Below are 13,874 nucleotides of genomic sequence, written 5' to 3' on the forward strand. Positions count from 1 at the left end.
GCCATGGCGGCATCCCGCCATGGCGTTTTCATTTGCGGCGCTACTGCGGCGCCACGAGGCTCGGCCACTCGTGGTGGAAGTCGCCTTCCTCATCGAACCGCTTGAACCCATGTGCGCCGAAGAAATCGCGCTGGCCCTGGGTGAGATTGGTCGTGCCACGGCCCTGCCGGTAGGCATCGAAATAGGCAAGCGCCGATCCAAGGCACGGGGCGGGCAGTTCCGCCATCGCGCAGTCGGCAACGACCTGTCGCAGCGCGCCGTGGCTGTCTTTCATCATCTCGACGAAATCCGGCTGGGTCAAAAGGTTCGCCGCGGTGCCGTGCGAGAAAGCCTGAGACATCTGGTCGAGCAAGCGTGAGCGGATGATACAGCCGGCGCGCCAGATCTTGGCAATCCGGTCGAGCGGCAGGTTCCAGCCGTTTTCCTCCGACGCCTTGGCCATCACCGCAAAGCCCTGCGCGTAGGCCGCGATTTTGCCCGCCAGCAGGGCCTGTTCAAGAGTCTTGAGGTCGACTTTGGCCTTGCCCTTGGGCGCTGCGCCATAAAGCTTCTCGCCCGCGATACGCTCTTCGCGCATCGCCGAAATCGACCGCGCGGCCACCGCGCCCTCGATCGTCGTCGCCGAAACCCCAAGGCTCAGCGCCTCGATGGCGGACCAGCGGCCCGTGCCCTTCTGCCCGGCCTGATCGACGATGACTTCGACGAGCGGCTTGCCGGTCTTTTCGTCGACCGCATCGAGCACATGGCTCGTGATCTCGATGAGGTAGCTGTCGAGCGGACCCTGGTTCCATTCCCGGAACACTTCGGCGCACTCGGCCGGGCTCATTCCAAGCCCGTCGCGCATCACGCCATAAACCTCTGCGATCATCTGCATGTCGGCATATTCGATGCCGTTGTGGATGGTCTTGACGAAGTGCCCGGCGCCGCCGGTGCCGAGATAGTCGCAGCACGGTTCGCCGTTGAACTTCGCGGAAATGGCCTTGAGGACCTCCTCGGCATTCTGCCATTCCTTGGGCGACCCGCCGACCATGATCGAAGGCCCGTGCCGCGCACCTTCCTCGCCGCCCGAAACGCCGATCCCCAGATAGCCGATACCGGTACCGTCGAGCTCGGAGAAACGCCGGACCGTGTCGTGATAATTGGCATTGCCCGCATCGATGATGACATCGCCCTTTTCGAGCAGAGGCCGCAGTTCCGCGATCACATGATCGACGGGATCGCCGGCCTTGACCATGATGATCACCGAGCGCGGCGCCTTGAGCATGGAGACGAATTTGGCCAGGTCGCCGTCGCCCATGACGTTCGGCGCCAGGTCCCCGGCATTGGCGAGGAATTCATCGACCTTGGAGGCCGTCCGGTTGTAAACAGCCACCTTGTAGCCATTGTCGGCGATATTGAGCGCGAGATTTTCGCCCATCACACCAAGCCCGATCAGGCCGATGTCAGCTTGTGCCATCGTTCATGTCTCCGAATATTATAGTTCGTGATCTTCCCAGAAAGTGCCGGTCGCGCCCAACCGAAGCGGGCGCATGCCACCACAAAGTCCCGGCGCGATAAAGCGAAAAGTGGCTTGATCTCAGAAACATCGCCAATGCCCTACCCCGCCCGGGTGATTGCGCACCCGCCGCCGGCGTGGCAGACAGGCGCAATATGTAATCGTGTACATTCATGTAGGGGGACGACGCCATGCCCGCAACCGATTCGGCCCTGGAGGCCGTCCGTCTCATCGTCGTGATGGGCGTTTCGGGCGCGGGAAAATCCACTGTGGGGTCAGCACTGGCCGATAAAATCGGCGTTTCTTTCATCGATGCCGACCACCTGCATCCAAAGGCCAACGTCGAAAAAATGCGCGGCGGCAAACCGCTTGCCGATGAAGACCGTTGGCCCTGGCTCGAACGCGTTGCCCAGGCCATGGTCAACGCCGCCGATCAGAACGGTCGGGTCGTATGCGCCTGCTCGTCTCTGCGATACGCCTATCGCGCTTTCCTCAGGCAGAAGGCCGGAGAGGCCATTTGCTTCGTTCTGCTGAACGGCGACAAGTCCACCATTGCCAGGCGTCAGGCTGACCGGCCGGGCCATTTCATGCCCGCCGCGCTGCTCGACAGCCAGTTCGCAACGCTCGAACCTTTCCAGGCAGACGAGTGCGCCCTGACGATGGATGTGGAGATGGAGCTCGCCGAAATCGTCGAAAAAATCGCCAAATCGATAGGTTAATCCAGGACGTCGACTGTAAATCCCCGCTCTTCGAGCAGGTCCGGGATTGAGCCTTCGCCGACAAAATGCCCAAGCCCCACCGCAATCAGCACCGTCCCCTCGCCTGCCAGAATCTCTTCGATGTCATCGACAAAGGCGACATTACGCTCGAGGAAAAGCGCCTCATGGAATTCAGGCGCGATCGCATAAGCCTCCGCAATCGCGTCCTCGAGTGCTGCAAGGTCCCCGTCGATCCAGGCTTCGACCTGCGTGACGAGCGTATCGCCGGCACGCTCGAATTCGATCAGGGTCTGGCGCAGCATCTCGATCTGCTCGTCTTCGCTTAGCCCGGCGAGCATCGATATCTGCTCCTCGGCCGTTTCGAACGCCCTCAGCCGCTTTCCCGCATTCTGCGCCTCACCCTCGATCATGAGGTCGAGGCTCATCGCCGGATCGAACCCTGCTTCAAGCAGTGGCAGGGTTGCCAATTGTATCGCCGCAAACCAGGGCCGCATTCCATCCATGCTTTCGAGTGGAATGCCGTAGGGTTCGAGCGCAGCTTCAAGCAAGGCCAGATCGTCGTCCGACAGGATGTCGGACAGCGGTTCGTCCGGCGACATGCCGTGCCGCATCACCATCGGGCCCAGTTCCGCCGCGTTGCCGGCGCCGAGAATTTCGAGCCAGACTTCGTCGGCCTGCGCAAACGCTTCCTCAAAAGCCTTGGTGCGCCATGCGCCGCCCTCGCGCATCAGATGAATGGTGCCCATCATGTAGACGGTGGAATTGGCGTCCTCGACCACCCAGATCGGCGGGGCTGCGGCGACAGGTCCTGCCACCAGCAAGCCCGCCGACGCCACGATGCGCGCCAGAATCGCAGATTTACTCAACATTACCGCACTCCTGTTGCCTCGATACTGGAGCAATCGGCCGCATCACGAAAGGGGTGCCCGTACGTGGCACGCAAGCGTGATGTGTCAATGACGGCGAATGCCGATGCAAGGGCGCCAATCAGCCGCCGGCTTCGGCCCGCAACGCCGCCTTGCGGTCCTCCGGGACCTCCCGCCAATCGCACCCAGAAAGCGCTGCATCCATCGCATAAAGCGCATTGAGCGAAACCCGCTTGCCAAAAACGAACTTGAGCCGCCGATACGCAACGGCCGCGCCGACGGCCCGCAGCGCATCGGCATCCGCGATTCCCGCCTCGATCAGCATGGCCTGCGTCACCGGCCCGAGATTGCGCAATTCAGAGAGCGCCTGTGCCATGCTTCATCGCTTCCATCTGCGCCACGAAATCCTCGAGCGTTTTGCCCTGCTCCTCACGGAACGGCGCACCGGGTTCCGCCTCGATGATCCGGTCGCACCGGAACACGCGGAAATCCGCGCGCAATTCACACCACGCCGTCAAGGTCCAGACGTGCCCCCAGAATTCGAGCCCCAATGGCCGCACGACCCGGCGCGTCTTCGCGCCACCCGCATCCTCATACGCGACGGCAAGCCGGTGCCGGCCCGTAACCGCAGCGCGCAGCCGGGCCAGCACCACACGCGCTTCCCGGCTGTTCGCCGTGGCGAAGACGCTCATGCCGCCCAGCGCGATGGCGCCCTTGGCCACCGCCCCGATCTTGACCAGAAGCTCGTCAGCCGCACCCGCCAGCGCTGCATCCGCATTGGCCCGCACCATGCGCACACCGAGATCGAGCGCCTCGAATTCAAGCGGCGTCAGCGCCAAAGGCGGCAGAAAATACTCGTCGCGCAACAGATAGCCGACGCCCCGCTCTCCATCGATAGGGACGCCCTGCGCCTGCAAGTCCGCAATGTCCCGATAAACAGTGCGCGACGACACCTCCAGCGCGTCCGCCAATTGCTCGGCCGTGCGCAGCCGACCGCCCCTCAGGAGCTGCAAAAGCTCGAAAAGGCGGTCGGCCCGGCGCATGGCTAGTGTCCCGCTTCGTTCAAATTATCGGGCGACAGCCCGGTGATTTGGACGAAGATCACAAGGCCACGCGGGGGAAAAGGAGAATGAACCCGCTCAATTCGATTGGATAGGTTCATTCGTGGCGCACCTTGATGTCGAGATGCCGCATCACGACGGTGTCCATGTCGATCGCCGCAAAGCACGGTCCGATCCCCTCGGCGTCGCCAATCGCGTTCGCCGCGGCCTCGGCGGCCCTCATATCGGTCCATTCGACCACGTCGATCCATCCGCCGTCCGCGTCGCGCGTCAGCCGCCGCGAGATAAAGCCGGGCTGTGCCTTGCAGAACCGCTCGACCGCGCCGTTGTCGGCGAGAAATTTCGCCTCGTCGGCACCCGGCTTAAGGGTGAAAGTGACCACTTCAAGAACTTCCGGGTTCATAAAAGAACGCTCCTCATTGCTGTAGACGAGGAGCGTTCTAACCTTACCCAACTGACAGCATTCTGTCAGGAGTGTTTATCCATCGAGCCGCCCGGCATAGGCTTTCATCGCCTTGGCGAGGTATTCGGCAAATCCTTCGGCAATGGCTTCATACCGAGCGACGAAATCCGGGTGGGCAAGGTACATATCCGCCAGCCCGGCATAGGCTTCCGCCGGGCATGGCCGGTCCCACATCCTGGAAACCCAGGCACGGTGCCGCTCGAGCAGTGCGTCGTTCGCACCACCCTCCGGCGCGGTGCCGTCCTTCATGGCCTGCGCAAGGCCCTGTTCGACGGCCTTGAGTTCGTCCATGGCAGCAGCCATCTCGGCTTCCGGCAGAGCCCCGGCGCGGGCTTTCGACTCCTCGATCTGCCGGGCAACCCCGGGACCATATCGCTTAGCGAGCCAATCCTCGTACTCGGCCTGTTTTCTCGGGTCCACAATGCCCGAATAGAGGTCTTCATCTTTCATACCGCGATCTCCTTTGAGTTCGGCGATCGTGCGGTCGATCGTCCTTAACATTTCGGCATAACGGTCCGCCTGTTGGGCGATGCGGGCCCGCTGGTGCACAAGCGCGTCGAGCCGATCGAAGCCCGGATCGTCGAGAATCGCCCCGATCTCGGCCAGAGGAATCCCGAGCTCACGATGAATCAGGATTTGCTGCAGCCGCAAGAGCTCGTCCCGCCCGTAGTAGCGGTAACCGTTCGTGCCGACATGCGCGGGCGAGAGAAGGCCGATCGCGTCATAATGGTGCAGCGTGCGGACCGACACGCCCGCCATCTGTGCCACCTGCTTGACCGTATGCATCGCCGTCTCCCGTACCCGCGCATTCCGCAAGGATCTCCGGATAGTCCCTCACGCCACGTAAGGGTCAAGCACTGCCGATCGATAAATTTTTATGCGCCGCGCAAATGGGGTGTTGAGCCTATGCACCGATTGTTCCGACGCACCCCTTCCGTATTTACCCTAAGTTCCGGCACACCCCCTACCGTTGGGCTGCAGCAGCGGAGGAACAAGCGATGCGGGCTTTGAGCCGGAGTGAATTGGCGATGCTTTTGACCTGGGCCTTCAACGAGCAGAAGGTCGAGACGGCGTCCAATCCCCACGCCGACGCGCTCACACTTTATTACAACGTCATGGCGCTGCCGGTAGCCGAAGCCGCGACCATTGTCAGCCACGCGCGCGCCGGCGGGCCGCCTGAAGATCCCGTGAAGCTTGCGATCTGGACGCGGGGGCTGAGCATGCTGTGCGAAATGCTCCAGCAGCCGCTGTGTGAACTCCAAATGTTTACGCGCAACACGAAGGCCGAAACCGCGCCCACCGCGTCGGCCGCCTGACGATACGTTCCAAAAAACGTCATTTTGCAGCCCGAATCGCTCGGGCTGCCACGTAATTTCCCATAAATCTCCCTCGCCTCGCCCCTTGACCGTCGCGCCGGCGCCATCTCGCCCGATCACGATCACCTCACGGTTTCGCGATCAGCGGGCCGCTGGCACGAACTCTTTCGCGCCGAAACGAAAAACGGAAACAATGGAGCCACTCCCATGAAGGCCACCCTTCTTTCTGCAACCACCCTCCTTGGCCTCGCTTTCGCCGGTAGCGCCGTCGCCCAGGGCGTCGACTTCGCATCGCTCGATGCGGACATGAATGGCGAAATCTCCTTTGAAGAGCTTCAGGCAGCCTTGCCCAATATCGTTGAAGAGGACTTCAGTGTACTCGACGTGGACGGCAGCGGCGGGCTGTCCGAGGACGAGTTCGCGACGCTGGTGACGCCGCCCTCCGGCGGGGCCGACACGACGACATCGCCTCAGTAAGGCCACTCGCGCCTGGCCGTCCCGCAACCGCTCCCGCGGGACGGCCGCTTTTCTAGCCGATCCGGATGACGAGTTTGCCCTTCGCGCGGCCCGCGCCCAGATGGCTGAACGCAGCCGCCGTATCCTTAAGCGCATAGACCCGCTCGACCGCGGGCGTGATCTCGCCCTCTGCCGCCAAATCCGCAAGCGTTGCGAAATCCTCCGCCCGCGGCCGCCACATCAGAACGCCGAGCGTTTTTCCGCTCCGTTTCGAAATAAGCGGACCCAGCAACCCCGCCTGAAGCAGTGCCGGGATCGTCCCGCCGACCACCGAAAGCTCACCGCCCGGATTGAGCGCTCTGGCATAGGCAAAGACCGAACGGTGCGCCACCGCGTCCAATATGAAATCGAAAGAAACGCCGGCCTTGGCAAAATCCTCGCGCTGATAGTCGATGGCGCGGTCGGCCCCGAGCGAGCGCATGAACGCGAGCTTCTCCCCTCGGTCGACGCCGGTCACCTCGGCGCCCTGGAGCTTGGCAAGTTGGACGGCGAACGACCCCATGCCGCCTCCCGCGCCGACAACCAGCACGCGTTTGCACCTGCCCGCCTGCGGCTTGCCCCACAAACCCTGCAGAGCCAGCGACCCGGCCTGCGGGATCGCCGCCGCCGCTTCAAAGCTCAACGCATCGGGTTTGCGCGTCAAAAAGATCTCCCGCGCGCAGGTATATTCCGCAAGCCCGCCCCAGCCGCTCTCGGAAATATCTCCCATGACGGCGTCGCCCGGCACAAACCGCGTCACGTCCCTGCCTACCGCCTCGACGATGCCGGCGATATCGGCGCCAAGGATGCGGTGAGGCGGCCGGATCGGCCCGCCGATCCGCCCCAGCGCACTTCCGACCAGCATGTCCCAGTCCCACGAATTGATCGAAGCCGCGTGAACCCGGACCAGAACCTCATCATTACGTGGAGCCGGCTTTGCCACTTCCGAAATTGTCAGGTCATCCGGCCCGCCATAGCGCTCATAGGTGACCGCGCGCATGCCGGTCAGTCCTCTTGCGGAATATCGATGACGACGATGCCCTTTTTGTGCCCGGCCTCGACATACCGATGCGCGGCGGCGATATCCGAAAGCGGGAAATGCCGGTCGATCGACATTTTGATGGCGCCGGAGGCCACCAAAGCCTTGAGATAGTCGAGATCGTCGATCGATTCCCCGGCGAGCTGGAACAGCACCTTCTTGTTCGGATGCCGCTTGGCCGTGAGAGCCTGGATCATGTGCGGAACGTAAGGGTTCCCCAGAAACAGCCGCCCGCCCTCGTTAAGCGCCTCGAACGTCGGACCGAACCTGATCTTGCCCACGACGTCGATGATGACGTCGTAGTGTTTGCCCGACGCCGTGAAATCCTCGGTCTGATAATCGATGACGTGATCCGCGCCGAGCCCTTTGAGCATCTCGAGTTTGTCGCCGCGGTCGACGGCGGTCACCTCGGCCCCGCGCTGCTTGGCCAGTTGCACGGCAAAGCTGCCGATGCTCCCGCCCGCGCCGTTGATGAGCACGCTTTCGCCCGGCTTGACCTCGCATTTGCGCACAAAATGCAACCCGTTGAGCCCGCCGGTAGGGATGCCGACCACCGTGGCGTAATCCACGCCTTCGGGAATGCCGGTAATCGGCGCGGATTTGGAAACGGCCTTGAACTGCGCGTATGCGCCCATTCCGAAGCTGGTACTGCCGAAAATCCTGTCACCCACCGCAAAGTTGCGGACATTGGCCCCCACCGCCACGACATCGCCGGCCATCTCGGTGCCCAGTATCGGCTGGCGGGGCTTCATCACGCCCAAAGCCAGACGCAGGGGAACGATGACCCATCCGGCAACCCTTGAGGCTCGCACCTCGCAATCGCCCAGCGTCACGCTCGCCGCGCGCATTTTGACGAGGATTTCATCGTCCTTGGGCGTAGGTTCGGGCACGTCGGTATATTTGAGAACCTCGGGCGGTCCGTACCGCTCGCAAACCACAGCTTTCATAAGCGCATCCCCCTCAGCGGCAAGCCGCCAGTCCCACCTAACTAGATCGGCATGACGCCCGGGGCAACCTGGGATACCCACCGCCGTCGTATCGGAGAAGGGTGGTGCGGGCGGCGGGACTTGAACCCGCACGAGGATACCCTCTCAGGATTTTAAGTCCTGTGTGTCTACCATTCCACCACGCCCGCGAGGCCGTAACCCTCTAGCGCGGTGCAAGGGGAAATGAAAGGGCAGAACCGCACCGCTCAGGGCAGTGCCGCGAGGAATGCGATGACGACAGCCGAAGAATTGTCCGACGCCAATCCCATGAACGTCCCCATTTCGTTTTCGCCTTCCCCGCCCCCGGCAAGATCCGAAAGGGAACGGAATGCGATGAACGGCACCTCATTCGTGTAGGCAACGTGCGCCACGGCCGCGGATTCCATGTCCAGCACTTTCGCCTCGAACGTGCCGAACACGTACTCGCGGAAATCGGCATTATCGACGAAGGCCTGCCCTGAAACGCCGTTGCCACCGACAATAACGGCGGGCTCTGCGCTCAGACAGGCATTCTCCCCGACGCATTCGAGGAGGTCGATTTCAGCGGCGACCTGGCGTGCGGTCTCAAGCAGGTCGGGATCGACGGGGAACCAGAACCGCTGCTCGATCTCACCGCCCGCGATTGCAACGTCGACCTCGCGGGGAAAGATCATGCCGTAATTGGGAAGGCTCGTGGGGATAAAGGGCGGCGGCGCGTAAGTCCCGTCGACCTCGCGCGCGAACACCGCCTCGAGATACTGCCCCCACTGGTCCGCCACAACGACGTCGCCGAGGTTGAGCTCGGGGTCAACGCCGCCCGCGATCCCCGAAAAGACAATGCTCTCGACGTTGAAGTGGTCGAGCGCCATCTGCGTGGTCATTGCGGCATTGACCATGCTGATCCCCGAAAGGAACAAGACGACCTCTTTGCCCTCGATTGTCCCGGTGACAAATGTCGTGCCGTTGATCTCGTAATCCTCGCGGCCTTCGAGCGCCTCCTGCAGCGCAATCCACTCGGGCGTGAAGGCCGACATAACCGCAATCCGCGGTGTATCCTCGATCGGTGCAAGCTCCTGGGCGAAAGCGGCAACGGGCGCGCTCATCAGCAGCGCCGCAGCAAATGTGGACAGTATGCGCATGGAATGCCTCCTCAAATTTGGAGGCTCAGAGTTCCGGGTTTCGAGCGCCATGACAACTGCGCCGGATGCATAGCACCCATCCCGACGCGGCTTACCCCAGCCTGGCCAGAAGCGCCTTGCCGCGCGGGGAGATCCGGTAGCCGGTCTCCAGGCTTTCAGTGAGCCCCAGCTCCTTGAGCTTGCGCACCCGGGTCTTGAACACCGCCTTGTCCTCGCCCGTCCAGAGGGCAAGCGTTTCGGCAAGAACACCTTCATTGTCCGCGATGAGCCGCAAGACCTCCGCGCTCCAACCGGTCTTCGCACCCGCATCGATCTTCTCGAGCGCAGCGCGCAACCCGGCGACATCGGCATCGGACAGCGCGGTGCTGTCCCGTAGCGCAACGCGCGGGTCCTCGCCCTTGTAGCTCACCTCGATCCGGTCGAGTTCCCCCGGCTTCATCGTATCGAGCCAGATGTGGAATTCGGCAACGCTCGAAAACCCGGCGCGCCTGGCATCCGCCTCGGTGACGTCATCTGCGGCAATCGGTGTGATCTCGCCGATCTGGAGCACGCCGACCGCAGTCTTGAGCGTCCCTCCCGCCTTGACCGTCCGCCGCCGCCAGCGCCGAAACTGCAACGAGATCTCGCCCGACTTGATCTTGTCGAGCACCTCGCGCTTGATGAGCATGTCAGTCCGTGCCGCCGGCAATCGGCGCGGCGTAGGTGAAATCCAGATCCCACGGGAAGAAAATCCACGTATCCTGGCTCACCTCGGTGATGAACGTATCCACCATTTCCCGCCCCTTGGGCTTGGCGTAGACGGTGGCGAAATGCGCGTGCGGGATCATTTCGCGCACGGCGCGGGCCGTCGCACCGGTGTCGACGAGATCGTCGATGATGAGGATCTTCTTTTCCTGCGCATCGGCGGCCAGAAGGTCGGCATTGATCGCCTTGAGAACCTGGATGTTGCCCTGGTTCTGGTGGTCGTAGGATTTGACCGACACGCATTCGATGACCCGGATGTTGAGTTCGCGCGCGATGATCGCCGCGGGCACCAGCCCGCCGCGCGTGATCGCGACGATGGCGTGGAACGGACCTTCGCTCGTCAGCCGCCAGGCGAGCGCCCGGGAATCGCGATGGAACTGATCCCACGAAACGGGAAACGACTTGTTGGGCGGTGGGTTCATGCTGATTTTTCCTCGGACAGGATAATGTTCTTTTCGGCGTGAATACGGTCGACCAGCGCCTGCACTTCGGCAGTAGCCATGTCGAGCCGCTCAATGTCGTGGCTGCGCAAAACGAGATAGGTCATGACCGGGGTCTGCCCCATCTGGGGATAAGACCCGATCTTCACCTCCGGATACCGCTCCTGGATCTTCCCCAGCGGATCGCCCAGAGCCCCTTCGCCGACCCCCGCGGGCACCGACCGGCTCTCGACCTTGCGTCCGCCCTCGAGCGTCGGCGCGATCGCTTCAAGCATGGCCTTCATGATCACCGGCACCCCGGCCATCACGTGCACATTGCCGATCCGGAACCCCGGCGCCGCCGAGACCGCGTTGACGATCAAGTCCGCGCCCTCGGGAATCCGCGCCATCCTGAGCCGCGCGGCGGTTACCTCGGTCCCCGTCTCCTTCCACCGCGCCTCGAGCATCGCCCGCGCCTCGGCGTTGATCGGCAGATCCACCCCGAACGCGTGCGCGACCGCATCCGCGGTGATGTCGTCATGGGTCGGCCCGATGCCGCCGGTTGTGAAGACATAGGTATACCGGGCCCGGAGCGCATTGATCGCCTCCGCGATCGTCTCGATCACGTCCGGCACCACGCGGACTTCGGCCAGTTCGATCCCCAGATCGGTGCAGAACACCGCCGTGGTGTTGATATTGACGTCCTTGGTGCGGCCCGAAAGGATTTCGTCGCCGATCACCAGAAGCGCTGCCGTGACTATGTTGTCGCTCATCGGGTTGACCGCTTTTTGAGAAGAGGCCATGGATGCCCGGCCCGCCTCGAAAAATCAAGCGACACTGACCGGATATGCACTTTTCCAGCCCGCTCGTCCCCGGCACGCTCATCAAGCGCTACAAGCGGTTCCTTGCCGACATCAAGCTCGAATCCGGCGAATGCGTCACCGCCCACTGCGCCAATCCCGGCGGCATGATCGGGCTCAACATGCCAGGGCTGCCCGTCTGGCTCTCGAAATCCGATGATCCCAAGCGCAAGCTTGCCTATTCGCTCGAACTCGTCGACCTCCCCTCCGGCCCGGTCGGCATTAACACCGCGCACCCCAACCGCATCGTCGCTGAAGCGCTCAAGGCGAAGGCCATCGCGCCGCTCGCGCACTACGAAACCATCCGCCCGGAGGTGAAATACGGCGAAAAGAGCCGCGTCGATTTCCTCCTCACCGGCGATGGGCTGGCCGACTGCTATCTTGAGGTCAAGAACGTCCATCTCGTGCGAGAGGCCGGGTTGGCCGAATTCCCCGACGCCGTGACGGCCCGCGGCGCGCGGCACCTCGCCGATCTCGCAAAAATGGTGCGCGAGGGGCACCGCGCGGTCATGCTCTATCTTGTCCAGCGCACCGATTGCACCACATTTGACCTCGCGCACGATATCGACCCCTCCTACGCCGCGGCCTTCGACGCGGCGCGCGCGGCTGGCGTCGAGGCGCTGTGCTACACCACCGCGATCACCCGCGAGGCGATTACGCTCGCCGAGCCTCTTCCCTTTGCGCGGCGGGAAAGCTAACCTTTACCGACGCGTCCGGAGTTGCCCGATGACCACCTATGTCGAAGCCACCGCGAAGAGAAAACGCATGCCGGGCGTCATCCCGCTGCACGGCGAGGAAGGCTTCGCCGGCATGCGCAAGGCAGGCGCGCTGACCGCGGAAGTGCTCGACCTTCTGGTCCCCATGGTCGAGCCCGGCGTCCCGACCGCAAAACTCGACAAATTCGTACTCGAATTCGCCCGCGACAACGGCGCCATTCCGGCGACGCTCAACTATCGCGGCTATCGCTATTCGATCTGCACGTCGATCAACCATGTCGTCTGCCACGGCATGCCCTCGGACCGCCCCCTGCGCGAAGGCGACATCGTCAATATCGACGTGACGCTGATCGTCGACGGCTGGCACGGCGATTCGAGTCGCATGTATCCCGTGGGCGCCATTTCGCGTAAAGCCGAGCGGCTGATCAACGTCACCTATGACAGCCTCGAGCGTGGCATCGCGGCCGCAAAGCCCGGCAACACCACCGGGGATATCGGTGCCGCCATCCAGCGTTATGCCGAGGCCGAGCGCACCTCCGTCGTGCGCGATTTCGTCGGCCACGGGCTTGGACGGCTCTTCCACGATGAGCCCAACATCCTGCATTTCGGCAACCCGGGTACGGGCGTGGAACTCAAGCCCGGCATGATCTTCACCATAGAGCCGATGATCAACCTCGGGCGCCCGCAGGTGAAAATCCTTAACGACGGCTGGACCGCGGTGACCCGCGACCGGACGCTTTCGGCGCAGTGCGAACACTCCCTCGGCATCACCGAGACCGGTGTGGAGATCTTCACGGCGTCCCCCCGCGGCCTCTTCAATCCTCTGGCAGCCCGCGCCTCATGACCAAAGGCGGGGGGCTCGACGACAGCGCGGCAGGCCAGCCGCACTATCACGGCCACCGCGACCGCCTGCGCGAACGCTTTGCGACAGTGGGGGGCGCGGGTCTGCAGGACTACGAGCTTCTCGAACTGCTTCTGTTCCGCCTCCTGCCGCGCCGCGACACCAAGCCCATCGCCAAGGCGATGCTCGAAAGGTTCGGCTCCTTCTCCGAAGCTCTCGGCGCCCCGCCGCATCTGCTCGAGGAAATCGAGGGACTGGGCCCCACGGCCATCACCGATTTGAAGGTCATCCTCGCGGCGGCCCAACGCATCGGTCGCGACGCGATCCAGAACAAGCCGATCCTCTCGTCCTGGAGCGAAGTGATCGACTACTGCAAGGCCCAGATGGCCTACGAAACCAAAGAGCAGTTTCGGATCCTCTTCCTCGACAAGAAAAACCGCCTGATCGCCGACGAGGTGCAGCAGACCGGCACTGTCGACCACACACCCGTCTACCCCCGCGAAGTGATCAAGCGCTCGCTCGAACTCTCCGCCACCGCCCTGGTTCTCGTCCACAACCACCCTTCGGGCGACCCGGCTCCCTCCTCCGCGGACATCCAGATGACCCGCCAGATCGCCGAGATCGCCAAACCGCTCGGCATCTCGCTCCACGACCACATCATCATCGGCCGTTCGGGTCACGCGTCGCTAAGGGGCATGAAGCTGTTTTAGGAGGCGATCGGGCGCTTGATCCCAGG

General features: G+C 63.0%; 18 protein-coding genes and 1 tRNA gene. 6 read left to right on the top strand and 13 right to left on the bottom strand.

Features of this window, described 5'->3' with window-relative positions; translation table 11 throughout:
• Positions 1-40: 40 nt before the first annotated feature.
• The gene (gnd, locus tag LSG43_RS08485) at positions 41-1,456 is read right to left on the bottom strand and encodes an NADP-dependent phosphogluconate dehydrogenase (RefSeq protein ID WP_231803077.1); all 1,416 of its coding nucleotides are present in this window, start codon (positions 1,454-1,456) and stop codon (positions 41-43) included.
• A gap of 230 nt (positions 1,457-1,686) precedes the next feature.
• Between gnd and LSG43_RS08490 the strand changes: the two genes are divergently transcribed.
• Complete coding sequence (locus tag LSG43_RS08490; RefSeq protein WP_231803079.1) at positions 1,687-2,214, top strand: gluconokinase; 528 nt, start codon at positions 1,687-1,689, stop codon at positions 2,212-2,214.
• Here LSG43_RS08490 and LSG43_RS08495 read toward each other — a convergent pair.
• The 5 genes from LSG43_RS08495 to LSG43_RS08515 form a co-directional block, all read right to left on the bottom strand.
• Positions 2,211-3,083 (bottom strand): TraB/GumN family protein, encoded by an 873-nt coding sequence (locus tag LSG43_RS08495; protein ID WP_231803081.1) that lies wholly within the window; start codon positions 3,081-3,083, stop codon positions 2,211-2,213. The two genes, LSG43_RS08490 and LSG43_RS08495, sit on opposite strands and share 4 nt — an antisense overlap.
• Positions 3,084-3,201: 118 nt before the next feature.
• Complete coding sequence (locus LSG43_RS08500; protein ID WP_231803083.1) at positions 3,202-3,456, bottom strand: TfoX/Sxy family protein; 255 nt, start codon at positions 3,454-3,456, stop codon at positions 3,202-3,204.
• Positions 3,437-4,123 carry a helix-turn-helix transcriptional regulator gene (locus LSG43_RS08505; protein ID WP_231803085.1) on the bottom strand — a complete coding sequence of 229 codons (687 nt, stop codon included), beginning with the start codon at positions 4,121-4,123 and terminating at the stop codon, positions 3,437-3,439. The genes LSG43_RS08500 and LSG43_RS08505 overlap by 20 nt, the downstream gene beginning before the upstream one ends.
• 115 nt (positions 4,124-4,238) lie before the next feature.
• Positions 4,239-4,544, bottom strand: coding sequence for an antibiotic biosynthesis monooxygenase family protein (locus tag LSG43_RS08510; RefSeq protein ID WP_231803087.1), 306 nt, complete (start codon positions 4,542-4,544; stop codon positions 4,239-4,241).
• A 75-nt stretch (positions 4,545-4,619) separates the two neighbouring features.
• Complete coding sequence (locus LSG43_RS08515) at positions 4,620-5,390, bottom strand: MerR family transcriptional regulator (RefSeq protein WP_231803089.1); 771 nt, start codon at positions 5,388-5,390, stop codon at positions 4,620-4,622.
• A gap of 212 nt (positions 5,391-5,602) precedes the next feature.
• Between LSG43_RS08515 and LSG43_RS08520 the strand changes: the two genes are divergently transcribed.
• A complete protein-coding gene (locus LSG43_RS08520) occupies positions 5,603-5,920 on the top strand; it encodes a hypothetical protein (RefSeq protein ID WP_231803091.1) in 318 nt (105 codons plus the stop codon).
• Between the two features lie 207 nt (positions 5,921-6,127).
• On the top strand, positions 6,128-6,397 hold the full coding sequence (locus LSG43_RS08525; RefSeq protein ID WP_231803093.1) for an EF-hand domain-containing protein: 270 nt from the start codon (positions 6,128-6,130) through the stop codon (positions 6,395-6,397).
• Positions 6,398-6,449: 52 nt separating this feature from the next.
• On the opposite strand, the gene LSG43_RS08530 is transcribed toward LSG43_RS08525, so the two are convergent.
• The 7 genes from LSG43_RS08530 to LSG43_RS08560 all read right to left on the bottom strand — a co-directional run bounded on the left by LSG43_RS08530 (position 6,450) and on the right by LSG43_RS08560 (position 11,494).
• The gene (locus LSG43_RS08530; protein WP_231803095.1) at positions 6,450-7,415 is read right to left on the bottom strand and encodes an NAD(P)-dependent alcohol dehydrogenase; all 966 of its coding nucleotides are present in this window, start codon (positions 7,413-7,415) and stop codon (positions 6,450-6,452) included.
• A 5-nt stretch (positions 7,416-7,420) separates the two neighbouring features.
• A complete protein-coding gene (locus LSG43_RS08535; RefSeq protein WP_231803097.1) occupies positions 7,421-8,401 on the bottom strand; it encodes an NAD(P)-dependent alcohol dehydrogenase in 981 nt (326 codons plus the stop codon).
• A gap of 102 nt (positions 8,402-8,503) precedes the next feature.
• Positions 8,504-8,589 (bottom strand) — tRNA-Leu (locus tag LSG43_RS08540).
• A 57-nt stretch (positions 8,590-8,646) separates the two neighbouring features.
• Positions 8,647-9,558 (bottom strand): 5'-methylthioadenosine/S-adenosylhomocysteine nucleosidase, encoded by a 912-nt coding sequence (locus tag LSG43_RS08545; protein ID WP_231803099.1) that lies wholly within the window; start codon positions 9,556-9,558, stop codon positions 8,647-8,649.
• A gap of 91 nt (positions 9,559-9,649) precedes the next feature.
• A complete protein-coding gene (locus LSG43_RS08550; protein ID WP_231803101.1) occupies positions 9,650-10,225 on the bottom strand; it encodes an ASCH domain-containing protein in 576 nt (191 codons plus the stop codon).
• Between the two features lies 1 nt (position 10,226).
• Positions 10,227-10,724 carry a xanthine phosphoribosyltransferase gene (gene gpt, locus LSG43_RS08555; protein WP_231803103.1) on the bottom strand — a complete coding sequence of 166 codons (498 nt, stop codon included), beginning with the start codon at positions 10,722-10,724 and terminating at the stop codon, positions 10,227-10,229.
• On the bottom strand, positions 10,721-11,494 hold the full coding sequence (locus LSG43_RS08560; RefSeq protein ID WP_231803105.1) for a competence/damage-inducible protein A: 774 nt from the start codon (positions 11,492-11,494) through the stop codon (positions 10,721-10,723). Before LSG43_RS08560 ends, gpt begins: the two co-directional genes overlap by 4 nt.
• 74 nt (positions 11,495-11,568) lie before the next feature.
• Between LSG43_RS08560 and sfsA the strand changes: the two genes are divergently transcribed.
• From sfsA to radC, 3 genes are read left to right on the top strand one after another with little or no spacing between them, the layout of a single operon-like run.
• Positions 11,569-12,279: a DNA/RNA nuclease SfsA gene (gene sfsA, locus LSG43_RS08565; RefSeq protein ID WP_231803107.1), complete on the top strand. Its 711-nt coding sequence runs from the start codon at positions 11,569-11,571 to the stop codon at positions 12,277-12,279.
• Between the two features lie 28 nt (positions 12,280-12,307).
• Positions 12,308-13,141 carry a type I methionyl aminopeptidase gene (gene map, locus LSG43_RS08570; RefSeq protein ID WP_231803109.1) on the top strand — a complete coding sequence of 278 codons (834 nt, stop codon included), beginning with the start codon at positions 12,308-12,310 and terminating at the stop codon, positions 13,139-13,141.
• Positions 13,138-13,848, top strand: coding sequence for a RadC family protein (gene radC / locus LSG43_RS08575; RefSeq protein ID WP_231803111.1), 711 nt, complete (start codon positions 13,138-13,140; stop codon positions 13,846-13,848). The genes map and radC overlap by 4 nt, the downstream gene beginning before the upstream one ends.
• The last annotated feature ends 26 nt before the right edge of the window (positions 13,849-13,874 follow it).

Source organism: Pelagibacterium xiamenense, from assembly GCF_021166475.1.
Taxonomy (GTDB): Bacteria; Pseudomonadota; Alphaproteobacteria; order Rhizobiales; family Devosiaceae; genus Pelagibacterium; species Pelagibacterium xiamenense.

What these genes read in the sequence shown, in the direction of transcription:
- sfsA (WP_231803107.1), top strand. Translation starts at nt 11,569, where the DNA reads ATGCACTTTTCCAGCCCGCTCGTCCCCGGCACGCTCATCAAGCGCTAC.
- gpt (WP_231803103.1), bottom strand. Translation starts at nt 10,724, where the DNA reads ATGAACCCACCGCCCAACAAGTCGTTTCCCGTTTCGTGGGATCAGTTC.
- map (WP_231803109.1), top strand. Translation starts at nt 12,308, where the DNA reads ATGACCACCTATGTCGAAGCCACCGCGAAGAGAAAACGCATGCCGGGC.
- LSG43_RS08495 (WP_231803081.1), bottom strand. Translation starts at nt 3,083, where the DNA reads ATGTTGAGTAAATCTGCGATTCTGGCGCGCATCGTGGCGTCGGCGGGC.
- LSG43_RS08510 (WP_231803087.1), bottom strand. Translation starts at nt 4,544, where the DNA reads ATGAACCCGGAAGTTCTTGAAGTGGTCACTTTCACCCTTAAGCCGGGT.
- gnd (WP_231803077.1), bottom strand. Translation starts at nt 1,456, where the DNA reads ATGGCACAAGCTGACATCGGCCTGATCGGGCTTGGTGTGATGGGCGAA.
- LSG43_RS08550 (WP_231803101.1), bottom strand. Translation starts at nt 10,225, where the DNA reads ATGCTCATCAAGCGCGAGGTGCTCGACAAGATCAAGTCGGGCGAGATC.
- LSG43_RS08515 (WP_231803089.1), bottom strand. Translation starts at nt 5,390, where the DNA reads ATGCATACGGTCAAGCAGGTGGCACAGATGGCGGGCGTGTCGGTCCGC.
- LSG43_RS08520 (WP_231803091.1), top strand. Translation starts at nt 5,603, where the DNA reads ATGCGGGCTTTGAGCCGGAGTGAATTGGCGATGCTTTTGACCTGGGCC.
- LSG43_RS08545 (WP_231803099.1), bottom strand. Translation starts at nt 9,558, where the DNA reads ATGCGCATACTGTCCACATTTGCTGCGGCGCTGCTGATGAGCGCGCCC.
- LSG43_RS08535 (WP_231803097.1), bottom strand. Translation starts at nt 8,401, where the DNA reads ATGAAAGCTGTGGTTTGCGAGCGGTACGGACCGCCCGAGGTTCTCAAA.
- LSG43_RS08490 (WP_231803079.1), top strand. Translation starts at nt 1,687, where the DNA reads ATGCCCGCAACCGATTCGGCCCTGGAGGCCGTCCGTCTCATCGTCGTG.
- LSG43_RS08530 (WP_231803095.1), bottom strand. Translation starts at nt 7,415, where the DNA reads ATGCGCGCGGTCACCTATGAGCGCTATGGCGGGCCGGATGACCTGACA.
- LSG43_RS08525 (WP_231803093.1), top strand. Translation starts at nt 6,128, where the DNA reads ATGAAGGCCACCCTTCTTTCTGCAACCACCCTCCTTGGCCTCGCTTTC.
- radC (WP_231803111.1), top strand. Translation starts at nt 13,138, where the DNA reads ATGACCAAAGGCGGGGGGCTCGACGACAGCGCGGCAGGCCAGCCGCAC.
- LSG43_RS08500 (WP_231803083.1), bottom strand. Translation starts at nt 3,456, where the DNA reads ATGGCACAGGCGCTCTCTGAATTGCGCAATCTCGGGCCGGTGACGCAG.
- LSG43_RS08505 (WP_231803085.1), bottom strand. Translation starts at nt 4,123, where the DNA reads ATGCGCCGGGCCGACCGCCTTTTCGAGCTTTTGCAGCTCCTGAGGGGC.
- LSG43_RS08560 (WP_231803105.1), bottom strand. Translation starts at nt 11,494, where the DNA reads ATGAGCGACAACATAGTCACGGCAGCGCTTCTGGTGATCGGCGACGAA.